The sequence below is a fragment of the Mycetocola sp. JXN-3 genome (genome assembly GCF_014522285.1).
GTDB classification, from domain to species: Bacteria; Actinomycetota; Actinomycetes; order Actinomycetales; family Microbacteriaceae; genus Mycetocola; species Mycetocola saprophilus.
In genome coordinates this window covers 3,286,996-3,301,361 of the sequence record NZ_CP041635.1, presented here as the reverse complement: position 1 = coordinate 3,301,361, position 14,366 = coordinate 3,286,996, and the positions used below count along the sequence as shown (strand labels likewise).

The 14,366-nt window shown below is 64.0% G+C and carries 14 protein-coding genes; 5 read left to right on the top strand and 9 right to left on the bottom strand.

Features of this window, described 5'->3' with window-relative positions:
- Nucleotides 1-77: 77 nt before the first annotated feature.
- The 3 genes from C7C57_RS14975 to C7C57_RS14965 all read right to left on the bottom strand — a co-directional run bounded on the left by C7C57_RS14975 (nt 78) and on the right by C7C57_RS14965 (nt 2,046).
- Nucleotides 78-497 carry a hypothetical protein gene (locus tag C7C57_RS14975; RefSeq protein WP_187977025.1) on the bottom strand — a complete coding sequence of 140 codons (420 nt, stop codon included), beginning with the start codon at nt 495-497 and terminating at the stop codon, nt 78-80.
- A 658-nt stretch (nt 498-1,155) separates the two neighbouring features.
- Complete coding sequence (locus C7C57_RS14970) at nt 1,156-1,740, bottom strand: stage II sporulation protein M (RefSeq protein ID WP_187977024.1); 585 nt, start codon at nt 1,738-1,740, stop codon at nt 1,156-1,158.
- Nucleotides 1,741-1,761: 21 nt separating this feature from the next.
- A complete protein-coding gene (locus C7C57_RS14965; RefSeq protein WP_223144767.1) occupies nt 1,762-2,046 on the bottom strand; it encodes a hypothetical protein in 285 nt (94 codons plus the stop codon).
- A gap of 586 nt (nt 2,047-2,632) precedes the next feature.
- On the opposite strand from C7C57_RS14965, the gene C7C57_RS14960 reads away from it, so the two are divergent.
- Entirely contained in the window at nt 2,633-3,079 is a 447-nt protein-coding gene (locus C7C57_RS14960; protein WP_187977023.1) for a hypothetical protein, read from the top strand.
- A gap of 638 nt (nt 3,080-3,717) precedes the next feature.
- Nucleotides 3,718-4,161: a hypothetical protein gene (locus C7C57_RS14955; protein ID WP_187977022.1), complete on the top strand. Its 444-nt coding sequence runs from the start codon at nt 3,718-3,720 to the stop codon at nt 4,159-4,161.
- Nucleotides 4,162-4,228: 67 nt separating this feature from the next.
- Here the strand turns inward: C7C57_RS14955 and C7C57_RS14950 are convergent, their stop codons facing one another.
- The 6 genes from C7C57_RS14950 to C7C57_RS14925 all read right to left on the bottom strand — a co-directional run bounded on the left by C7C57_RS14950 (nt 4,229) and on the right by C7C57_RS14925 (nt 11,556).
- On the bottom strand, nt 4,229-5,338 hold the full coding sequence (locus tag C7C57_RS14950; RefSeq protein ID WP_187977021.1) for an ABC transporter ATP-binding protein: 1,110 nt from the start codon (nt 5,336-5,338) through the stop codon (nt 4,229-4,231).
- 85 nt (nt 5,339-5,423) lie between these two features.
- A complete protein-coding gene (locus C7C57_RS14945) occupies nt 5,424-6,260 on the bottom strand; it encodes an ABC transporter permease subunit (protein WP_187977020.1) in 837 nt (278 codons plus the stop codon).
- Nucleotides 6,257-7,279 carry an ABC transporter permease subunit gene (locus C7C57_RS14940; RefSeq protein WP_255505719.1) on the bottom strand — a complete coding sequence of 341 codons (1,023 nt, stop codon included), beginning with the start codon at nt 7,277-7,279 and terminating at the stop codon, nt 6,257-6,259. Before C7C57_RS14940 ends, C7C57_RS14945 begins: the two co-directional genes overlap by 4 nt.
- A gap of 4 nt (nt 7,280-7,283) precedes the next feature.
- A complete protein-coding gene (locus C7C57_RS14935) occupies nt 7,284-8,405 on the bottom strand; it encodes an ABC transporter substrate-binding protein (protein WP_030149357.1) in 1,122 nt (373 codons plus the stop codon).
- Nucleotides 8,406-8,581: 176 nt separating this feature from the next.
- Entirely contained in the window at nt 8,582-10,243 is a 1,662-nt protein-coding gene (locus C7C57_RS14930; RefSeq protein WP_187977019.1) for an amidohydrolase family protein, read from the bottom strand.
- 8 nt (nt 10,244-10,251) lie between these two features.
- The gene (locus C7C57_RS14925; protein ID WP_255505718.1) at nt 10,252-11,556 is read right to left on the bottom strand and encodes an alanine racemase; all 1,305 of its coding nucleotides are present in this window, start codon (nt 11,554-11,556) and stop codon (nt 10,252-10,254) included.
- A gap of 201 nt (nt 11,557-11,757) precedes the next feature.
- Between C7C57_RS14925 and C7C57_RS14920 the strand changes: the two genes are divergently transcribed.
- From C7C57_RS14920 to C7C57_RS14910, 3 genes are all read left to right on the top strand, one after another.
- Nucleotides 11,758-12,174, top strand: coding sequence for a RidA family protein (locus C7C57_RS14920; protein WP_187977017.1), 417 nt, complete (start codon nt 11,758-11,760; stop codon nt 12,172-12,174).
- A gap of 232 nt (nt 12,175-12,406) precedes the next feature.
- Entirely contained in the window at nt 12,407-13,423 is a 1,017-nt protein-coding gene (locus C7C57_RS14915; protein WP_187977016.1) for an SIS domain-containing protein, read from the top strand.
- On the top strand, nt 13,420-14,307 hold the full coding sequence (locus C7C57_RS14910; RefSeq protein ID WP_187977015.1) for an N-acetylglucosamine kinase: 888 nt from the start codon (nt 13,420-13,422) through the stop codon (nt 14,305-14,307). The genes C7C57_RS14915 and C7C57_RS14910 overlap by 4 nt, the downstream gene beginning before the upstream one ends.
- The last annotated feature ends 59 nt before the right edge of the window (nt 14,308-14,366 follow it).

The following is a 14,366-nucleotide window of genomic DNA, read 5'->3' as shown; positions in this document are numbered from 1 at the left end:
AAGTCGGCTGAGGAGATCGAGACAGTAGATATCCCAAACGATACGTCGTCGAACTGATGAGTATGACCGTATCCGAGTCATAGCCGGTTGGTTGTTGGGCGAGACCGCGTCCGCTCGCTCGCGAGGAGAACCCGATAGATACAGAGGAGCAGACCAAGCGCTATCCCCGTTATCGAGAAGGGAAAATGAGCGGTCCCACCCAACAGCGGCGATGTTAGTACTGCATTACCCATTCCTGCCATCGCAAAAATCCACGCGCCCAACAGCAGGAGACGTTCTCTCCTATCCACAAGTGCAACGATGAGGGGGCCAGCCACTGAGAACAGGGAGATCGTGGTGAGGAGCGGCAAGATAATCGAGGGGTCCACTCCAAGGGTGGAGTTGGCCGTCTCATCACTCAGCCGGCTGAGGACGATAATGATGCTTGCAGCAGAGAGGAGGGACAAGACTCCGGCGAGGCTCGATGTAATCACCTGCCGCCCTGGTTTCTGAATCATTTTCGCTCCGTATTGGTAGTCATGAAAGTGTTGCAGGGATGAGGGGCAGCAAGATGAGTAGGGCTGCCCGGATTATCCGAAGACGTTGCGGTGCACCATCGGAATCATGCCGGAACGGGTTCGCGACTAATGCCGAAAAACTCATGAGCGCCAGCGTGAGTATGAGAACGGCCAGATCAGACTCAGGCCACCAAAGCGCTATTCCCTGTTTTGCAACCAACGCGATGTACACCGTCCCAGAGAGAAGCCCAATTCTTGGGATACTTTGAAACGGTCTTGTCGCGGTGAAACCCGCGATTCGCTCGATCCACCGCACAATTCCTAAGAATGTTCCCCAAACAATAATTAGGACGCTGATTGAGAGCGCGATTGCCACGGACGTGGATACTCCTACCAGCTCAGGATCGGCAGATCTAACCTGTAATTCTGCAATGATCTGTTGTCGGAGCTGCTCGTGAAACGAACTGAGACGAAAAATGAGCGCGACGAGATAAATGGTAAGCATAAAAAGTACCGCAACTTTTGAGGTGATCTCAGCGCGTTGTGTCCGAGAATCCTGGTCCCTTTCGGTGGGACTCGGGGGTAGCGCACCCATTGGCGTGGGCGTTGCGGGATGGATTGATGTCACTGAATTTAGGGGGTTATTGATCATTATGGGTTATCTCCTGATGACGATGACGAGTGTCTCGACTATTGCTCCCGATACAAGGAGTACGACACTTGCGGAAAGTGGTACGAGTGACAGCTGGAGGCCACGTTGCACATCTTTGATGAACCTTTGAGCAACGCGGGGACGTCTGTGTTTTCTTCGGTTGGTCAGATAGAGCTCATGAAGCGGAATCAGCCCGGCTGTACCAGCTGCGATAAATCCCAGAATCTCTAGGGGGAGATACGAGCCGCTCTCGGCGATCAGATTTCCCATGCCTGCCGCAGAAACGGCCGTAGAAATTGAGAGGCCGAAAAAAACCCCTGTAAAAAACATCGAGATGAATGTGGTGAGGCCAAATGTGAGTACACCAGAAAACATGAAAAGCGCGGAAAGGAGGTTTCCCGAGATTATTCGGATAAAGAGAGGCCATGGGTGCTCTTGGGTGTCTACACGTCCCGCCGATCTCACCGAATCAACCCAGCCGGAGGGAATGGTGAGTGCACCGAGCATGAAACTAAGAAATAGGACAGTGGCAGCACACAGAGCGGGGACCATAAAGTCGCGGGTCCTGTGTGCTGCCAATGGTTTATCCATTGTCGAATGCTGGCGCTGCAACTAGGCGATGGCGGCTTTCTCTCCAAGCTTCAGGATCACGCCGCGAATCGTCGCGACAATGGCTCCGCCGATGCCTCCTCCCAATACGGCGAGTACGGCTGCGAGGGCCCAACCGCCAACGTTTATTGCGGCGACGAGTTGACTAGCTGCTGCCGTGCTAAGCCCCAGGTTCCCAACAATCCACAGCGCACCTACTCCTGCCGACGCCAGGCCAATGACTCCGAGCGTGAGGGCAAGAGCGAGTGCGCCGGCACCGCGAGATATTGAGAGTGTCGATTTGGTCATGATGATTACCTTTCAATCAGCGATCCACGGAATGCGGACCATCCGCGTCAGGGGCATCTGAGTCCCCGGCGTGAATCGCGTGTGCTGAACGCTACGTCGCTGCGGGCGTTATCCTGAATCACAATCAGTTTCTTCGGGACTTACTACGTAACATCGAACGGCGGAGAAAGGCTCTGTCGTACAGCTTTCGCGCTATTTGCTACCTAACCCGAGGTTTGAAATCGAGTGATGAAAAACCTGCACGACCCGGTGCGCCTGCGCTACGCGGACCTCGGCCAGATCGAGCTGAACCGCTAGGTCCAGCTCGCACAGGGGTCCCGTCCGGCTTGTCCGAGGTCGGGGCCTTTAAATGGCATTCTGAGATGGGCCCCAGAAGACACTGATTTGTGTTCGATTAATTGACCTGGTTCCCCGGAATCTAGGTATTAAATGACCAAACGATAGAGAAACTGTATGCTCTCTTGTCCGGTGAAACTCTTTGCTGTTTCATCCGATCGTAAGAAGCATTGCTTTTAGGCTTCCAGGGTGATTGGCTTTAGCGCCAACAGATAATTTGACACGGTGATTGCATCGTGAGCCGGGGGGCATGATGAAGCGACAAGTGATATTTTCGACTCTTTTGGCATTAGTGATTGTGTTGGGCAGCCCAACAACTGTGGGAGCTCTGGGTGTCCCCACCCAGCCGTCCGAGGAGACCATTTCCGCGGAGGCTCCAACGTATCCTGACGAGCTGAGCGGATTGACTCAAGATGTGCGTTCGCAAGAGGACGCGGACCAGCGGGGAGGAGACCTCGCAGTAATGGATTACTGGACGGATGAACGTCTTGCCAGTGCAATCCCAATAAAGACTCCGGAGGTTGCAGATGACCTGTTTGGCGATGCCAGATCCCTGTCGCCAGTGGACGAACTCAACGATGAGGACATTGTGGCCGAGCCGCTAGATGTGGAGAACGGAGCCGAGACGATGGCGGCACCGGTAACGAACTTCTCACGCACGAGCGGCAAGGTTTTCTTCCGCAATGCATCAAACTGAAAGAATTACGTGTGCTCGGGATCGTCCATCAATAGTGGTTCCAAACGATTGGTCGCTACTGCGGGCCACTGTGTATTCGGGGCTCCCGGTAACGCTTGGCATCAGAACTGGGTCTTCATCCCCGCTTACAGCAATGGGAGCCGGCCGTATGGAACGTTCCAGGCGAGAAAGTTTCGAACGTTTACTGATTGGACCACTTATCAAGCTAGTGCTCGTGGGTTTAATTCGGATGTGGCGTTCGTCACCACGTTTTCGAATGCTTCGTCCCAGAGAGTGGTCGATGCAGTTGGTGGGAACGGACTCATCACTGGTGGCGGTGTTTACGATTTTGATGTGAGCTTGTTCGGTTACCCCGCGAATCTCAACGATGGGCAACGCATGTGGGCTTGCTGGGGGAAAACTGGGACCAGATGGAACGGCCTTTATCGATTCTCAACGCTAAATGGTTGCAATTTCGGGGGAGGGGCCTCGGGTGGTCCGTGGCTATCGAATTACAACAACGGAACCCGACTGGGATATCTAAGAACGGTTAGTTCTTGGGGACCTAAAAACAGTACTTCTCACATAAATGGACCATATTTTAGAACTGACGTAAAGACCTTATTCAACGCTGCAAATGCAGATTGGTGAAAGCACGAATGATCAAGGTCAAATGGGAGATCTGTGCGGGGGCTTTTGCTGTTGTCATTTCACTCAGCGGGTGCTCGAATAGTCAGCAGGAGTCGCACTCGGAGGCCCCGCGCCCGATGCCGTCCGGCTCCGTCGCTGAAACTTCGGGTGAGGATTCCCGGGATGACCTTACCGGTGAAGGTTCGCTCGAGTGGACACGGGTCGAGGGGGTTCCTGCCGATCGGATCCGGATTCGTTTTGTGCTGGGCAATCCCGAATGCGTCGGGGTGCGATCCATCCTGCGGGAGTCATCGGAGAGGGTTTTGATCGCGGTCGTTGAGGGGGCCGTGCCTGAAGCCCCCGAGGCATGCCCGCTGGTGGCCGTGGAGACGTTCCTCGACGTGCAACTCGCTGAGCCGTTAGGTGCGCGCCCGGTGACGTCATTTGTTCCCGATTCGGGTTCGCTGCGCTAGGTGAGCACACAAAAATGGGGTGCATCACCTCGAAGATTCGAGCCGATGCACCCCGTGATGCACGGCGCTACGCCGCGACCACCCGGGTGACCGCCAGCGCCTGCACGCGCACCACGGTGCCGATGGCCAGGGCCTCGGTGGCGGCGTGCTGGATGCGCAGGAGTGAGCCGTCCGGGAGGGTGACGAGGGTGTGCCGGAAGGAGCCGAGGAATGAGGATTCGACCACGGTTGCAGAGACGCCGGATACGGCAGGGGAGCCAGCACCAGCCCCCACTACCAGCCGCAGATTCTCCGGGCGCACGTACGCGACGAGCCTGCCCGCGGCTGCATCCGTCGCAGGCACATGGCTCGCCGGAACCTCCGCCACCGGCAGCACGCTGCCCAGGACGCGCACGGTGCCATCGCCCAGGTTCTCGGCGGGGATGCGGTTGGTGACGCCCACGAACTCGGCCACGAAGGCGCTAGCCGGGCGGAGGTAGAGGTCCTCGGGGGTGCCGACCTGCTCGATCCGGCCGTCCTTCATGACCGCGACTCGGTCGGCGATCGAGAGCGCCTCCTCCTGGTCGTGGGTGACAAAGATCGTGGTGATGCCCAGGTGCAGCTGCAACTGGCGGATCTCCTCGCGCAGCTGCACGCGCACCTTTGCATCCAGCGCCGACAGCGACTCGTCCAACAACAGCACCTTCGGCCGCGTGACCAGCGCGCGGGCGAGGGCCACGCGCTGCTGCTGTCCACCGCTGAGCTCATGCGGGTAGCGATCGGCCAGGTCGCCGAGGCTCACCAGGTCAAGCCCCGCCTGCGCCGCCGTACGTCGGGCAGCCTTCGGCTGGCGCCGGTTCCGCAGCCCGTACTCGGTATTTTCCAGCGCGGTCAGGTGCGGGAACAGCGAGTACGACTGGAACACCATGCCCAGGTCCCGCTTATTGGTGGGGACGCCGGTGATATCGCCGTCATCCACCAGGATGCGACCCGAGGACGCGGCCTCCAGGCCCGCCAGCGCCCGCAGCGCCGTCGTCTTGCCCGAGCCCGAGGGGCCGAGCAGCGCGACAAACTCACCGGGTGCGATATCCAGCGAAAACTCATCCAGCGCCAGGGTGCTGCCAAACTTCAGCGACACCGCATCGAAGGACACCGGGGTGCCCACGATGCCGGGCAGAACGGGGGAGGAAGTGGTCATCGGGTGCCTCGCAGGGGAGTGATCGGGAAGTAGAAACGGGGTTCGGGGAGCGGACCCGGCCTGGGAGCCCCCGTGCGAGCGGTCACTACACGACCTTCGAGGGAGAGCGCCGCCGTGCCCGGCGCACGCCCACGCGGCCCAGGCCGCTGACGGCCAGGAGCAGGAGGAACACCGCGATCAGCGAAACCAGCGAGATCGCCACCGACACAAACGGGTTCTGCCAGTTGATGATGTTCAGCGCGGTCTGCAGGTTGGTGCGGTTCAGCAGCGAGGCGAGCGTGAACTCACCAAAGACCACGGCCACGGTGATCAGCACCGCCGCCGAAATCCCGCCGCGCAGGTTGGGCACGGCCACGCGCCGGAGGAATCCAAACCAGGAATCCCCGAGGGTGCGTCCAGCTTCGCTGAGCACCCGGATGCCGATCGCGTCGAGGTTCGACTTGATCGCCCGGTGCGCAAACGGCAGCACGATGATCCCGTAGGCAAAGCCCAGGGACCACACATCCGTCCCCACAATCCGGCCGATGAACTGGTACACGGGCACGTATCCCACCACCAGCACGATCGCCGGCAGCGAGAGCGGGATCAGGCAGATAAACTCCAACACCCGTGACAGCCGGGGGAATTCGACCTCGACATAGACCATCGTGGGCACCAGGATCAGCAGCACCACCGCGACCGCGAAGGCCGAGAGTAGCAGCGAGTTGCCGATCCCGGTCCAGACCACCTCATAGGTGCTCGCGGCGTCCGGGGCGAACAGGCCCGCCCAGTTGTCCAGCGTGTGACCGCCGGTCTTGGGATCACGCAGCGTGAACTCCACCATCGAGGCGATCGGCACCGCAAACAGCGCCCCGATCACGGCCAGGATGATGATCCGGGTGGCTCGGGCGGGGGCCAGTGGATGACGGACCTTCGCGCTCATACCCGCCACCTCGCCGCCCGCTTTTGCACCAGCGCATACAGCGCCATTGCCACGGACATAATGACCATCATCGCCAGGGCCAGTACCCCGGCGACGTTCTCCCGGCCCAGGACGGTTTCGCTGCTGAGCGCGAGACGGATCTGGAGCGGCACGATCGGGGAGGCCTGGTTGATCAGCGCGGCCGCGGTCGAATAGGCCGAGAACCCGTTGGTGAAAAGCAATAGGAAGCTTCCGACAAACGAGGGCAGCAGCAGCGGGAACCCGATCCGGGTCCAGAAGGTCAGCCGGGTGCCGCCGAGGGTCAGGTTCGCCTCGGCCCACTGCACCTTCAGGGTCTTCATCGCGGGGAGGAACACGATCACCATCAGCGGAACCTGGAAGTAGAGGTAGGGCAGGATCAGCCCGGGCAGCTCGTACAGCCAGACGCCGTTCTTATAGATGTCGATGCCCAGCTCGCCGCGCAGGAACACGGTGATCGCGCCCTGGATACCGATCGTCGCGATAAACGTGAAGGCCAGCATCACACCGCCGAACTGGGCGAGGACGCTGGAAATGGAGGTCACGATGCGCGAGAGCAGCCGGTTTTCGTCCAGGCCCATCATCGCGAAGCACACCAGGGCGCCGATGATCGCGCCGAGCAGGGAGGTCAGCGCGGCCAGCCACAGCGAGCTGCCGATCGTGCGCAGGATGGTGGGATCGGTCAGGGCCGAGAGGTTGTCGAGGGTGAGGTTGCCGTCGCCATCCTGGAAGCCGCTGACCAGGGCGATGACCGTGGGGATCGCCAGGAACAGTAGCACGTAGACGGTAAAGGGGAGCAGACCCACGCCGCGGCCGGCCGCCAACGCGATGCGGCCGCGGGGACGACCGCGGCGCACGGGCGCGGAGCCGGATCGGGAGGATGTCGGCGAGGCCACCACGCCGGACGACGTGTCCCGAGGCTCGGTCTGCTCCGCCTCCCGGGAGCCCGAACGCCGGGTACCGGAGGATCCGGTACCCGGCGGGGTAACAAATGAGGTCACGGACTTAGCCGACCGCGGGTGCCCAGTTGGTCGCAACCAGCTCGCCAGCCTTCTTGGACTGCTCGATGGTCGGGATCACATACTTGGCCGGGGCGGCGGGCAGACCCGCAAGGGCCGCCTTGTCCACGGTGCCGGCCTTGACCAGGGCGGCCTCGATCGGGCTGCGGGCACCGCTCTTGATCCACTGGTTCTGCTGATCGGCCTGGTACAGGAACTCCTGCCAGAGGCGCGCGGCCGCGGGGTGCGGGGCATCCTTGTTGATGGCCTGGTAGAGGAAGCTGCCATAGCCGGTGCCCTCGGGGATGGTGACCTTCCAGGTGGGCAGGTCACGGCCGTAGGCCACGTTGGAGTAGTCGTAGGAGATGATCAGCTTGGTCTCACCGGACACCACGGTCGCCGAGCTCGGCTGCACGCTGATCAGGTTGCCCGCCTTGTTGAGCTTGCCAAAGAAGTCGATCCCGGGCTGGAAGTTGTCCAGGGTGCCACCCTCCTGCAGGGTGGCCAGGCCGACGGCCGCAAGACCGGGGGCGTTTTTGGTCGGGTCGCCGGAGATGGCGAGGCCCTTATAGTCGGATCCCAGCAGATCGTTGAAGGTCTTGGGCTCGGGAACCTTGGCCGAGTCATATCCGATCGAGAGGAATCCACCCTCGCCGGCGATGAAGTGACCGTCGGCATCCTTGAGGCTCGGGTCCACCTCGTCCCACGCCTGGTTGCGGTACACGGCGAGGTACTTCTCGCTGCTGTTGGCGATGGTGTCACCGATGTTGAACACGTCGGGGGCGGTGTCGAGGCCCTTATTGTTCTTGGCGGCGGCGATCTCATCGGCGCTAGACCCGTTGGGCTGCAGCTCGTTGACCTTGATGCCGTACTTCTTGCTGAACGCGTCGATGATGTTGCCGTAGTTGGCCCAGTCACGAGGCAGCGCGATGACGTTGAGCTTGCCCTCGGCCTTCGCCGCGGCGGCCAGCTCATCGAGGGTGCCGAAGTCCTTGAGGCTCTCGGCCTTGGAAGCCTTGGCGCTCGCCGCATTATCGGAAGAGGAGGCGCTGGCCGAGCAACCGGCGAGACCGAGGCCGGCAACGGTGAGCAGCGCGATTGCGCTCACCAAACGAATCGAACGAGACATGGGTGTTTCCTCCGGGGGAAAAGGAGTGGGGCGTGGGGATCGCCAAAAATGAGGGAAGGGAATCTCTCATCGTCATCTTCCCTCCCGTTTGGGGGACGCCGCAAAGCGTGATGACACGGTGCGTAACACGGGGGATTTCTTGCCCGTGTTACGCCGATCATGGCACCGGATCGCGGCTAGCGGGTGCCGTCCCAGGCCGGGCCGCGCAGCGCCCGTCCGGGCAGTGCCTCGGTGCGCACGCCCTCGGCGATGACCGGAACCCCGGCCACGAACACCCAGGAGATTCCGGCGGCCTGCTGACGGGGCTGGGCGAAGGTGGCCCGGTCGGCGATGGTGTCGGGATCGAAGACCACCAGGTCGGCCACCGCGCCCTCACGCAGGACACCGCGGTCATTCAGGCCGAGGACCGAGGCCGGACGCGAGGTGAAGTGGGCGACCGCATCCTCGAGGCTCAGCACACCCTCGTCGCGGACATAGTGGCCGAGGAAACGGGGGAAGGTACCCCAGCCGCGCGGGTGCGGCTTGTCGCCGATCAGGATGCCGTCGCTCCCGCCGGTGTGTAGCGGGTGGTTCATCATCGTGCGTACGTTGGCCTCGTCGCCCACGTGCTGCAGAATGCTGGTGGCCAACTCATCCTGCTGCAGGAGCGCGAAAAAGATGCCGGTGGGATCATCGGTGGGCCACTCGGCGGCGATCTCCGGCGACACCAGCGAGCGGGTTCCCCCGCGCACACTCTCCGCCAGCCGCTGGATGGTCGAGCCGACGATGCCGGTGAGCGCGGGGTTGGCCACGCCGGCAATCTCGATCGTGGACCAGTCGGTCACCACCCCGTGACAGCCATCGGATCCGGTGACTTCGAGCTCGTGTCGGATCCGCTCCCGCGTCTCGGGATCACGCAGCCTTGCCAGGGTCTGATCGGGACCACCCGCCGCCGCCCAGCCGGGAAGCAGCGCCGAAAGAGTCGTGGATCCCGGTAGGTAGGGGTAGGTATCAAACGAGATGCGTACCCCGTCGGCGGCGGCCGCATCGATCAGCGCCACCAGCTCGTGTGCGCGCCCGGCGTTCACCCCGAAGTTCATCGTCGCGTGGGTCAGGTGCAGGGCGACACCCGAGCGCCGGGCCACCTCCACCATCTCCGCATAGGCCTCAAGCGCGCCCAGGCCATAGGAGCGCTGGTGCGGAGCGTAGATGCCGCCGTGTTCGGCGACCACCCGACAGAGCTCAACCAGCTCATCCGTGTTGGCGAACATCCCGGGGACGTAGGTCAGTCCCGAGGACATTCCAAATGCCCCCTGACGCAGCCCGGCCTCCACCAGGTCCCGCATCGCGGCGATATCGGACGGGTTCGCGGGCCGGTCCTCGGTCCCGATGACCGCCATCCGGAGATTGCCCTGCGGCACCAGATACGCCACGTTGAGCGCAGCCCCGCGGTCGATAAGGTCCAGATATTCGCCGACGCTGCGCCAGTCAAAATTGATGCCCGCGGGCTCGCCGTTCCAGCCGCCGATCTGTCGGCGCAGGATCGCCATGGTCGCGTCGGTCGTGGGCGCATAGGAGAGTCCGTCCTGCCCGAGCACCTCGGTGGTGATGCCCTGGGAGACCTTGGCGAGGTGATCGTGATCGTGCAGGACCGCGAGATCCGAGTGCGCGTGCATGTCGATAAACCCGGGCGCGACCGCCCGCCCGGCCACGTCGATTTCCAGGTGGGGTCCGGGCGGGATCGTGATCCACTCGCCCAGCGCGGCGATCCTGCCCTCGATGATCAACACGTCGCCGGGCCTGCTCGGGGCCCCGGTGCCGTCGATGATGCGGGCGTGGCGCAGCAGGATGGTCTGCATCGTCGCGCCTAGCCGAACTCGGTGTACAGCACGCCGGTCGCCAGCGGGCGCTCGGCGCGCACATCGTCGATCACGACCAGCGCCCGCCACTTATCGAAGGTGGTGCAGGGGTGGGACAGGCCCAGGCGGACCACGTCGCCCACCTGGAGCGTGCTGTCCTCGGGGAGGGCGAGGAAGGTGTGCTGATCATTCATCGCGGTGACGCTCGCGCCGGGCAACTCATCCAGGGTTTCCTGGCCGAATCGGCGCACCCCCTGAACCTCGGGCAGACCCTCGTCGAAGGGGAGGTCGCGCTTGCCGCTGTCAAGCAGGGCGATCCCGGGTTCGGGACGCGAAACCACGGTGGACCAGCCGTGAATGGCCGAGCGGAAATTCTCCGCACCGGACCGTCCGAGCGGCGTGATTCCGCGGTAAAAACCGTCATCGTGAGAGATATATGCCCCGGAGCGCATAAGTACTTCGCGCCCCTTAGTCGGGGCGTGACGCGGGGACAGGACCTCGGCCACCACGTCGAAGTAGGCGCTGCCGCCGGCGGTCACGATGGCGGATTCGATTCGCGAATCGTAGGTGTCGCGCAGGGCATCGTCGAGGGCCGCGAGCCGGTTGAGATAGCCGCGGATAATCGCCAGAGAGTCCGCATCGCCGTGGTGGGCCAGCGCGCCCTCGTAGCCGGCGACCCCGGCCAGGGCGAGGACCGGAGAGGCACCGATTGCGGCGGCGATCGCGATTGCATCCTCATGTGTGCGGGCCCCGGTGCGCCCGCCGTGCTGGCCGAGTTCCACCAGGACCTCGAGCGGGCGTGCTGTGCCGGCGGCCGCGATCCTGCCGGCCTCGGTTCCATGGGTAGCGCTCTCGGGGGTCCCGCTCGCGACCGTCCCGGTGCCGGAGGTTTCCGTCTCCTCGCGCAGCACCGCGTCCATGATCTCCACCGCGCGCAGCGAATCCGCCCACACCACAATCCGGGTGTCGGTATCGCGCAGCGCAGCGGACACCAGGCGCAGATAGGCGGGCTGGACGAGCGCGTTCGCCAGCATGATCCGGGGAATGTTCCAGCCCAGCGCGACACTCAGCTGCCAGGGGGTGGCCACGGTGATGCCCCACGCCCCGGCGTCGAGCTGCCGTTGCCAGAGCACCCGGTTCATGGTGGTCTTGCCGTGCGGCGCGAGGCCCACGCCGGCACGCTCACACCAGGCGCGCATGGTTTCGATGTTGTGGTTGATTGCCGACTCATCCACGGTCACCAGGGGTGTGGTGAGGTCGCTCAGCGCGGGTCGCCGAGTCCGCACATCGTCGGGGGTGATCCCGCCCGACACCGGGGGAAAAGCCTTGAGTGGGCCTGAATAATTCGGACTCGTTGCCGAGTCGGTCGTGCCCAACATCAAAACCCCTGACTAGTCGTGAGGGCGGCGTCGCCCTCGGCAGTGTGGATGCGCTCTTGGTTGCGTCCGTCGCTAGGTACGTTCTAGCATCGGGGACCAGACACCGTCAACAGGTTGCCGTCCCGAAAGGACCCCATGTCACAACGTATCGCCATCTCCACCACCAACGCGCCCGCACCGGCGCACACCTTCTCGCAGGGTGTGCGGAAGGGGCCGTTTGTGCAGGTGTCGGGCCAGGGTCCGGTTCACCCCGAGACCAATGAGTACCTGTTCCCCGGCGACGTTGCCGCGCAGACCACCCGCACCCTGCAGAACGTCGAGGCGATCCTCGCCGCTGCCGGTGCCACCTTCGATGACGTCATGATGCTGCGGGTCTACCTCACCAAGCGCGAGGACTTCTCGATCATGAACGATGCCTATGGCGAATTCGTCTCGGCCCGCGTGACCTCGGGTGTCCTGCCCGCGCGCACCACCGTCTTCACCGGCCTGCCGCGCGAGGAGATGCTGGTGGAGATCGACGCCATCGCGCTGACCGACGCCCCCGCCGTTTAGCACGGGGCCGAATACGAAACCGCCGAGCCCGACCGGGATCGGCACCCCAAACCTCGGGGCCGGATGTTGCACTTGCGACATCCGGCCCCGTTTTGTTTGTGGTTGCAGCGGAACACCCTGTACCCAAGAGGTATTAGGAGGTATGGTTAGGTACTAGATTGTCTTAGGGCGGGATTCCGTCATCGTTTTGAGTCTTCGCCCCCGCGGCGAAGCGCCACAGAAAAGGAGCACCGTGGACGGTTACATTACGTTCGCCGCCGCCACCGCGGACCAGGCCCAGGAGCTCACGGCGCTGGTGCCGCGACTGCGCGCGCACTTCGAGCGTCTCGCCCAGGCCGGAAACCTGCGGGGGCGCGGTCCCGTGCTGATGGGCATCGGCGCCAGCTACGCCGCCGCGGCCGCCGCCGTCTGGCACCTGCGTAAGCGCGGCATCGAGGCGGCCCGGCTCGACCCGGGCGAGAGCCCGATGCCGATCGTGGTGGGCGAAAGTCCGGTCTTTGCGATCTCGCAGAGTGGACGCAGCACCGAAACCCTGGCCGCGCTGGAGAGCGTGGTGCCCGAGCGCCGATTTGGCATCGTCAACGTGACCCCCTCGCCGCTGAGTGCGCTGGCCACCGACACCATCGACCTCGGCAGCATCGACGATAGCTACGCCTCCACGATCGGCTACACCGCGACCGTGAGCGCGCTGGGCATGCTCGCCGAAGCCTGGGACGGGGGCAATATCGCCGCCGACTGGGACACCCTGGGTGCCCGATTCGCCGCCGCCGAGCGCGACTTGGCCCCCGCCATCGCCGTCGCTGCCGCGCTCTTCCAGAACGCCCCCAGCGCCGACTTCGTGGGGTCGGCGACCTCGGTCGGATCCGCCGAGGCCGGCGCGCTGCTCTTCCGCGAGGTTGCGCGCATCCCCTCCACCGCGATGAGTACGCGGCAGTACCTGCACGGCGCGATGGAGTCCGCGGGTGCCGGCGTCCACGTGCTGTTTGGGACCGCGCGTGAGCGTAAGGCCGCGCGGATGCTCTCGGCTGCCGGACACCCTGTCGTCCTGATCACCGATGATGGGAGCGATCCGCTGCCCCTGGTCACCACGATCGTGATCCCCACCCTCAGCGACACCCAGCGCGGCGTGATCGAAGCCCTGGTCATGCAGCAGCTGGTGCGCGAGGTCGCCGAAAACCGCGGCATCGCGATCGAGGAGTTTGTCTTCGAAAACGACGACACCAAGGCTCCCTCGCAGGTGGGCGCGTGAGCGCGCTGCGCATCGGCCTAGATATCGGCGGCACCAAGACGGCGCTGCGCGCGGTGGATGAGCACGGCGTGCTGGTGCACAACACGGTGGTGTCTTCGGGTGAGTGGGACGCCGAACCGGCGGTGCCCGCGGCCGAGCTGATCCTCGCCGTGCTGAGCGGAATCGGGGTGTCCGCCGCCGAGGTTTCGGCACTCGGTGTGGGGGCTCAGGGCCTCGATAATCCGCAGGCGGCCGCGGATCTGGAGCGCGCCCTGCGCGCCCGTGGCCTCGCCCGCGTGCACTGCGTTAACGACGCGGCCCTGCTGATTCCCGCCGCCGGGGTGGACGCGGGGATCGGCCTCATCGCGGGCACCGGTGCCATCGGGGTGGGCACGCTCGCCGATGGTACCGCGGTGAGCGCGGGCGGCTGGGGCTGGGTGATCGGCGATGAGGCCGGCGGCTCGGGCATCGTCCGTGAGGCCACCCGGGCGGCCCTGCTCGCCCACGATGACGGCCTTCCCGACGACGGCCTGCTCGGCGCGCTGCTGACGAGCTTCGGGGTGGCCGACGCCGAACGCCTGGCTCGCGCGGTCAACGATGAACCCACGATGGCGAACTGGTCCCCGCACGCACCCGCCGTATTTGCGGCGGCGGATGCGGGCTCGGGCCTCGCCGCGGACGTGATCGACGGTGCCGCCGTGCACCTCGCTCGCCTGGTGGATCAGCTGGTGCGCCGCGGCACCGTCGGCGCACACGTGGTGGCCGCGGGCAGCGTCATCCTGGGGCAGCCGCGACTGGCCGAGGGCGTGCGGGAGCGTGTGGGAACCGCGCATCCGGGACTGGAATTCCACCTGCTCGAGGACGATCCGGTGGCCGGGGCGTTGGCGCTGGCCCGCGCACTCTGAGCAGTACTCACATGACGGGGAGGGGCCCGACGCGGATCGCGTCGGGCCCCTCCCCGTGT

What these genes read in the sequence shown, in the direction of transcription:
- C7C57_RS14930 (WP_187977019.1), bottom strand. Translation starts at nt 10,243, where the DNA reads ATGCAGACCATCCTGCTGCGCCACGCCCGCATCATCGACGGCACCGGG.
- C7C57_RS14970 (WP_187977024.1), bottom strand. Translation starts at nt 1,740, where the DNA reads ATGGATAAACCATTGGCAGCACACAGGACCCGCGACTTTATGGTCCCC.
- C7C57_RS14950 (WP_187977021.1), bottom strand. Translation starts at nt 5,338, where the DNA reads ATGACCACTTCCTCCCCCGTTCTGCCCGGCATCGTGGGCACCCCGGTG.
- C7C57_RS14945 (WP_187977020.1), bottom strand. Translation starts at nt 6,260, where the DNA reads ATGAGCGCGAAGGTCCGTCATCCACTGGCCCCCGCCCGAGCCACCCGG.
- C7C57_RS14965 (WP_223144767.1), bottom strand. Translation starts at nt 2,046, where the DNA reads ATGACCAAATCGACACTCTCAATATCTCGCGGTGCCGGCGCACTCGCT.
- C7C57_RS14935 (WP_030149357.1), bottom strand. Translation starts at nt 8,405, where the DNA reads ATGTCTCGTTCGATTCGTTTGGTGAGCGCAATCGCGCTGCTCACCGTT.
- C7C57_RS14920 (WP_187977017.1), top strand. Translation starts at nt 11,758, where the DNA reads ATGTCACAACGTATCGCCATCTCCACCACCAACGCGCCCGCACCGGCG.
- C7C57_RS14960 (WP_187977023.1), top strand. Translation starts at nt 2,633, where the DNA reads ATGATGAAGCGACAAGTGATATTTTCGACTCTTTTGGCATTAGTGATT.
- C7C57_RS14975 (WP_187977025.1), bottom strand. Translation starts at nt 497, where the DNA reads ATGATTCAGAAACCAGGGCGGCAGGTGATTACATCGAGCCTCGCCGGA.
- C7C57_RS14955 (WP_187977022.1), top strand. Translation starts at nt 3,718, where the DNA reads ATGATCAAGGTCAAATGGGAGATCTGTGCGGGGGCTTTTGCTGTTGTC.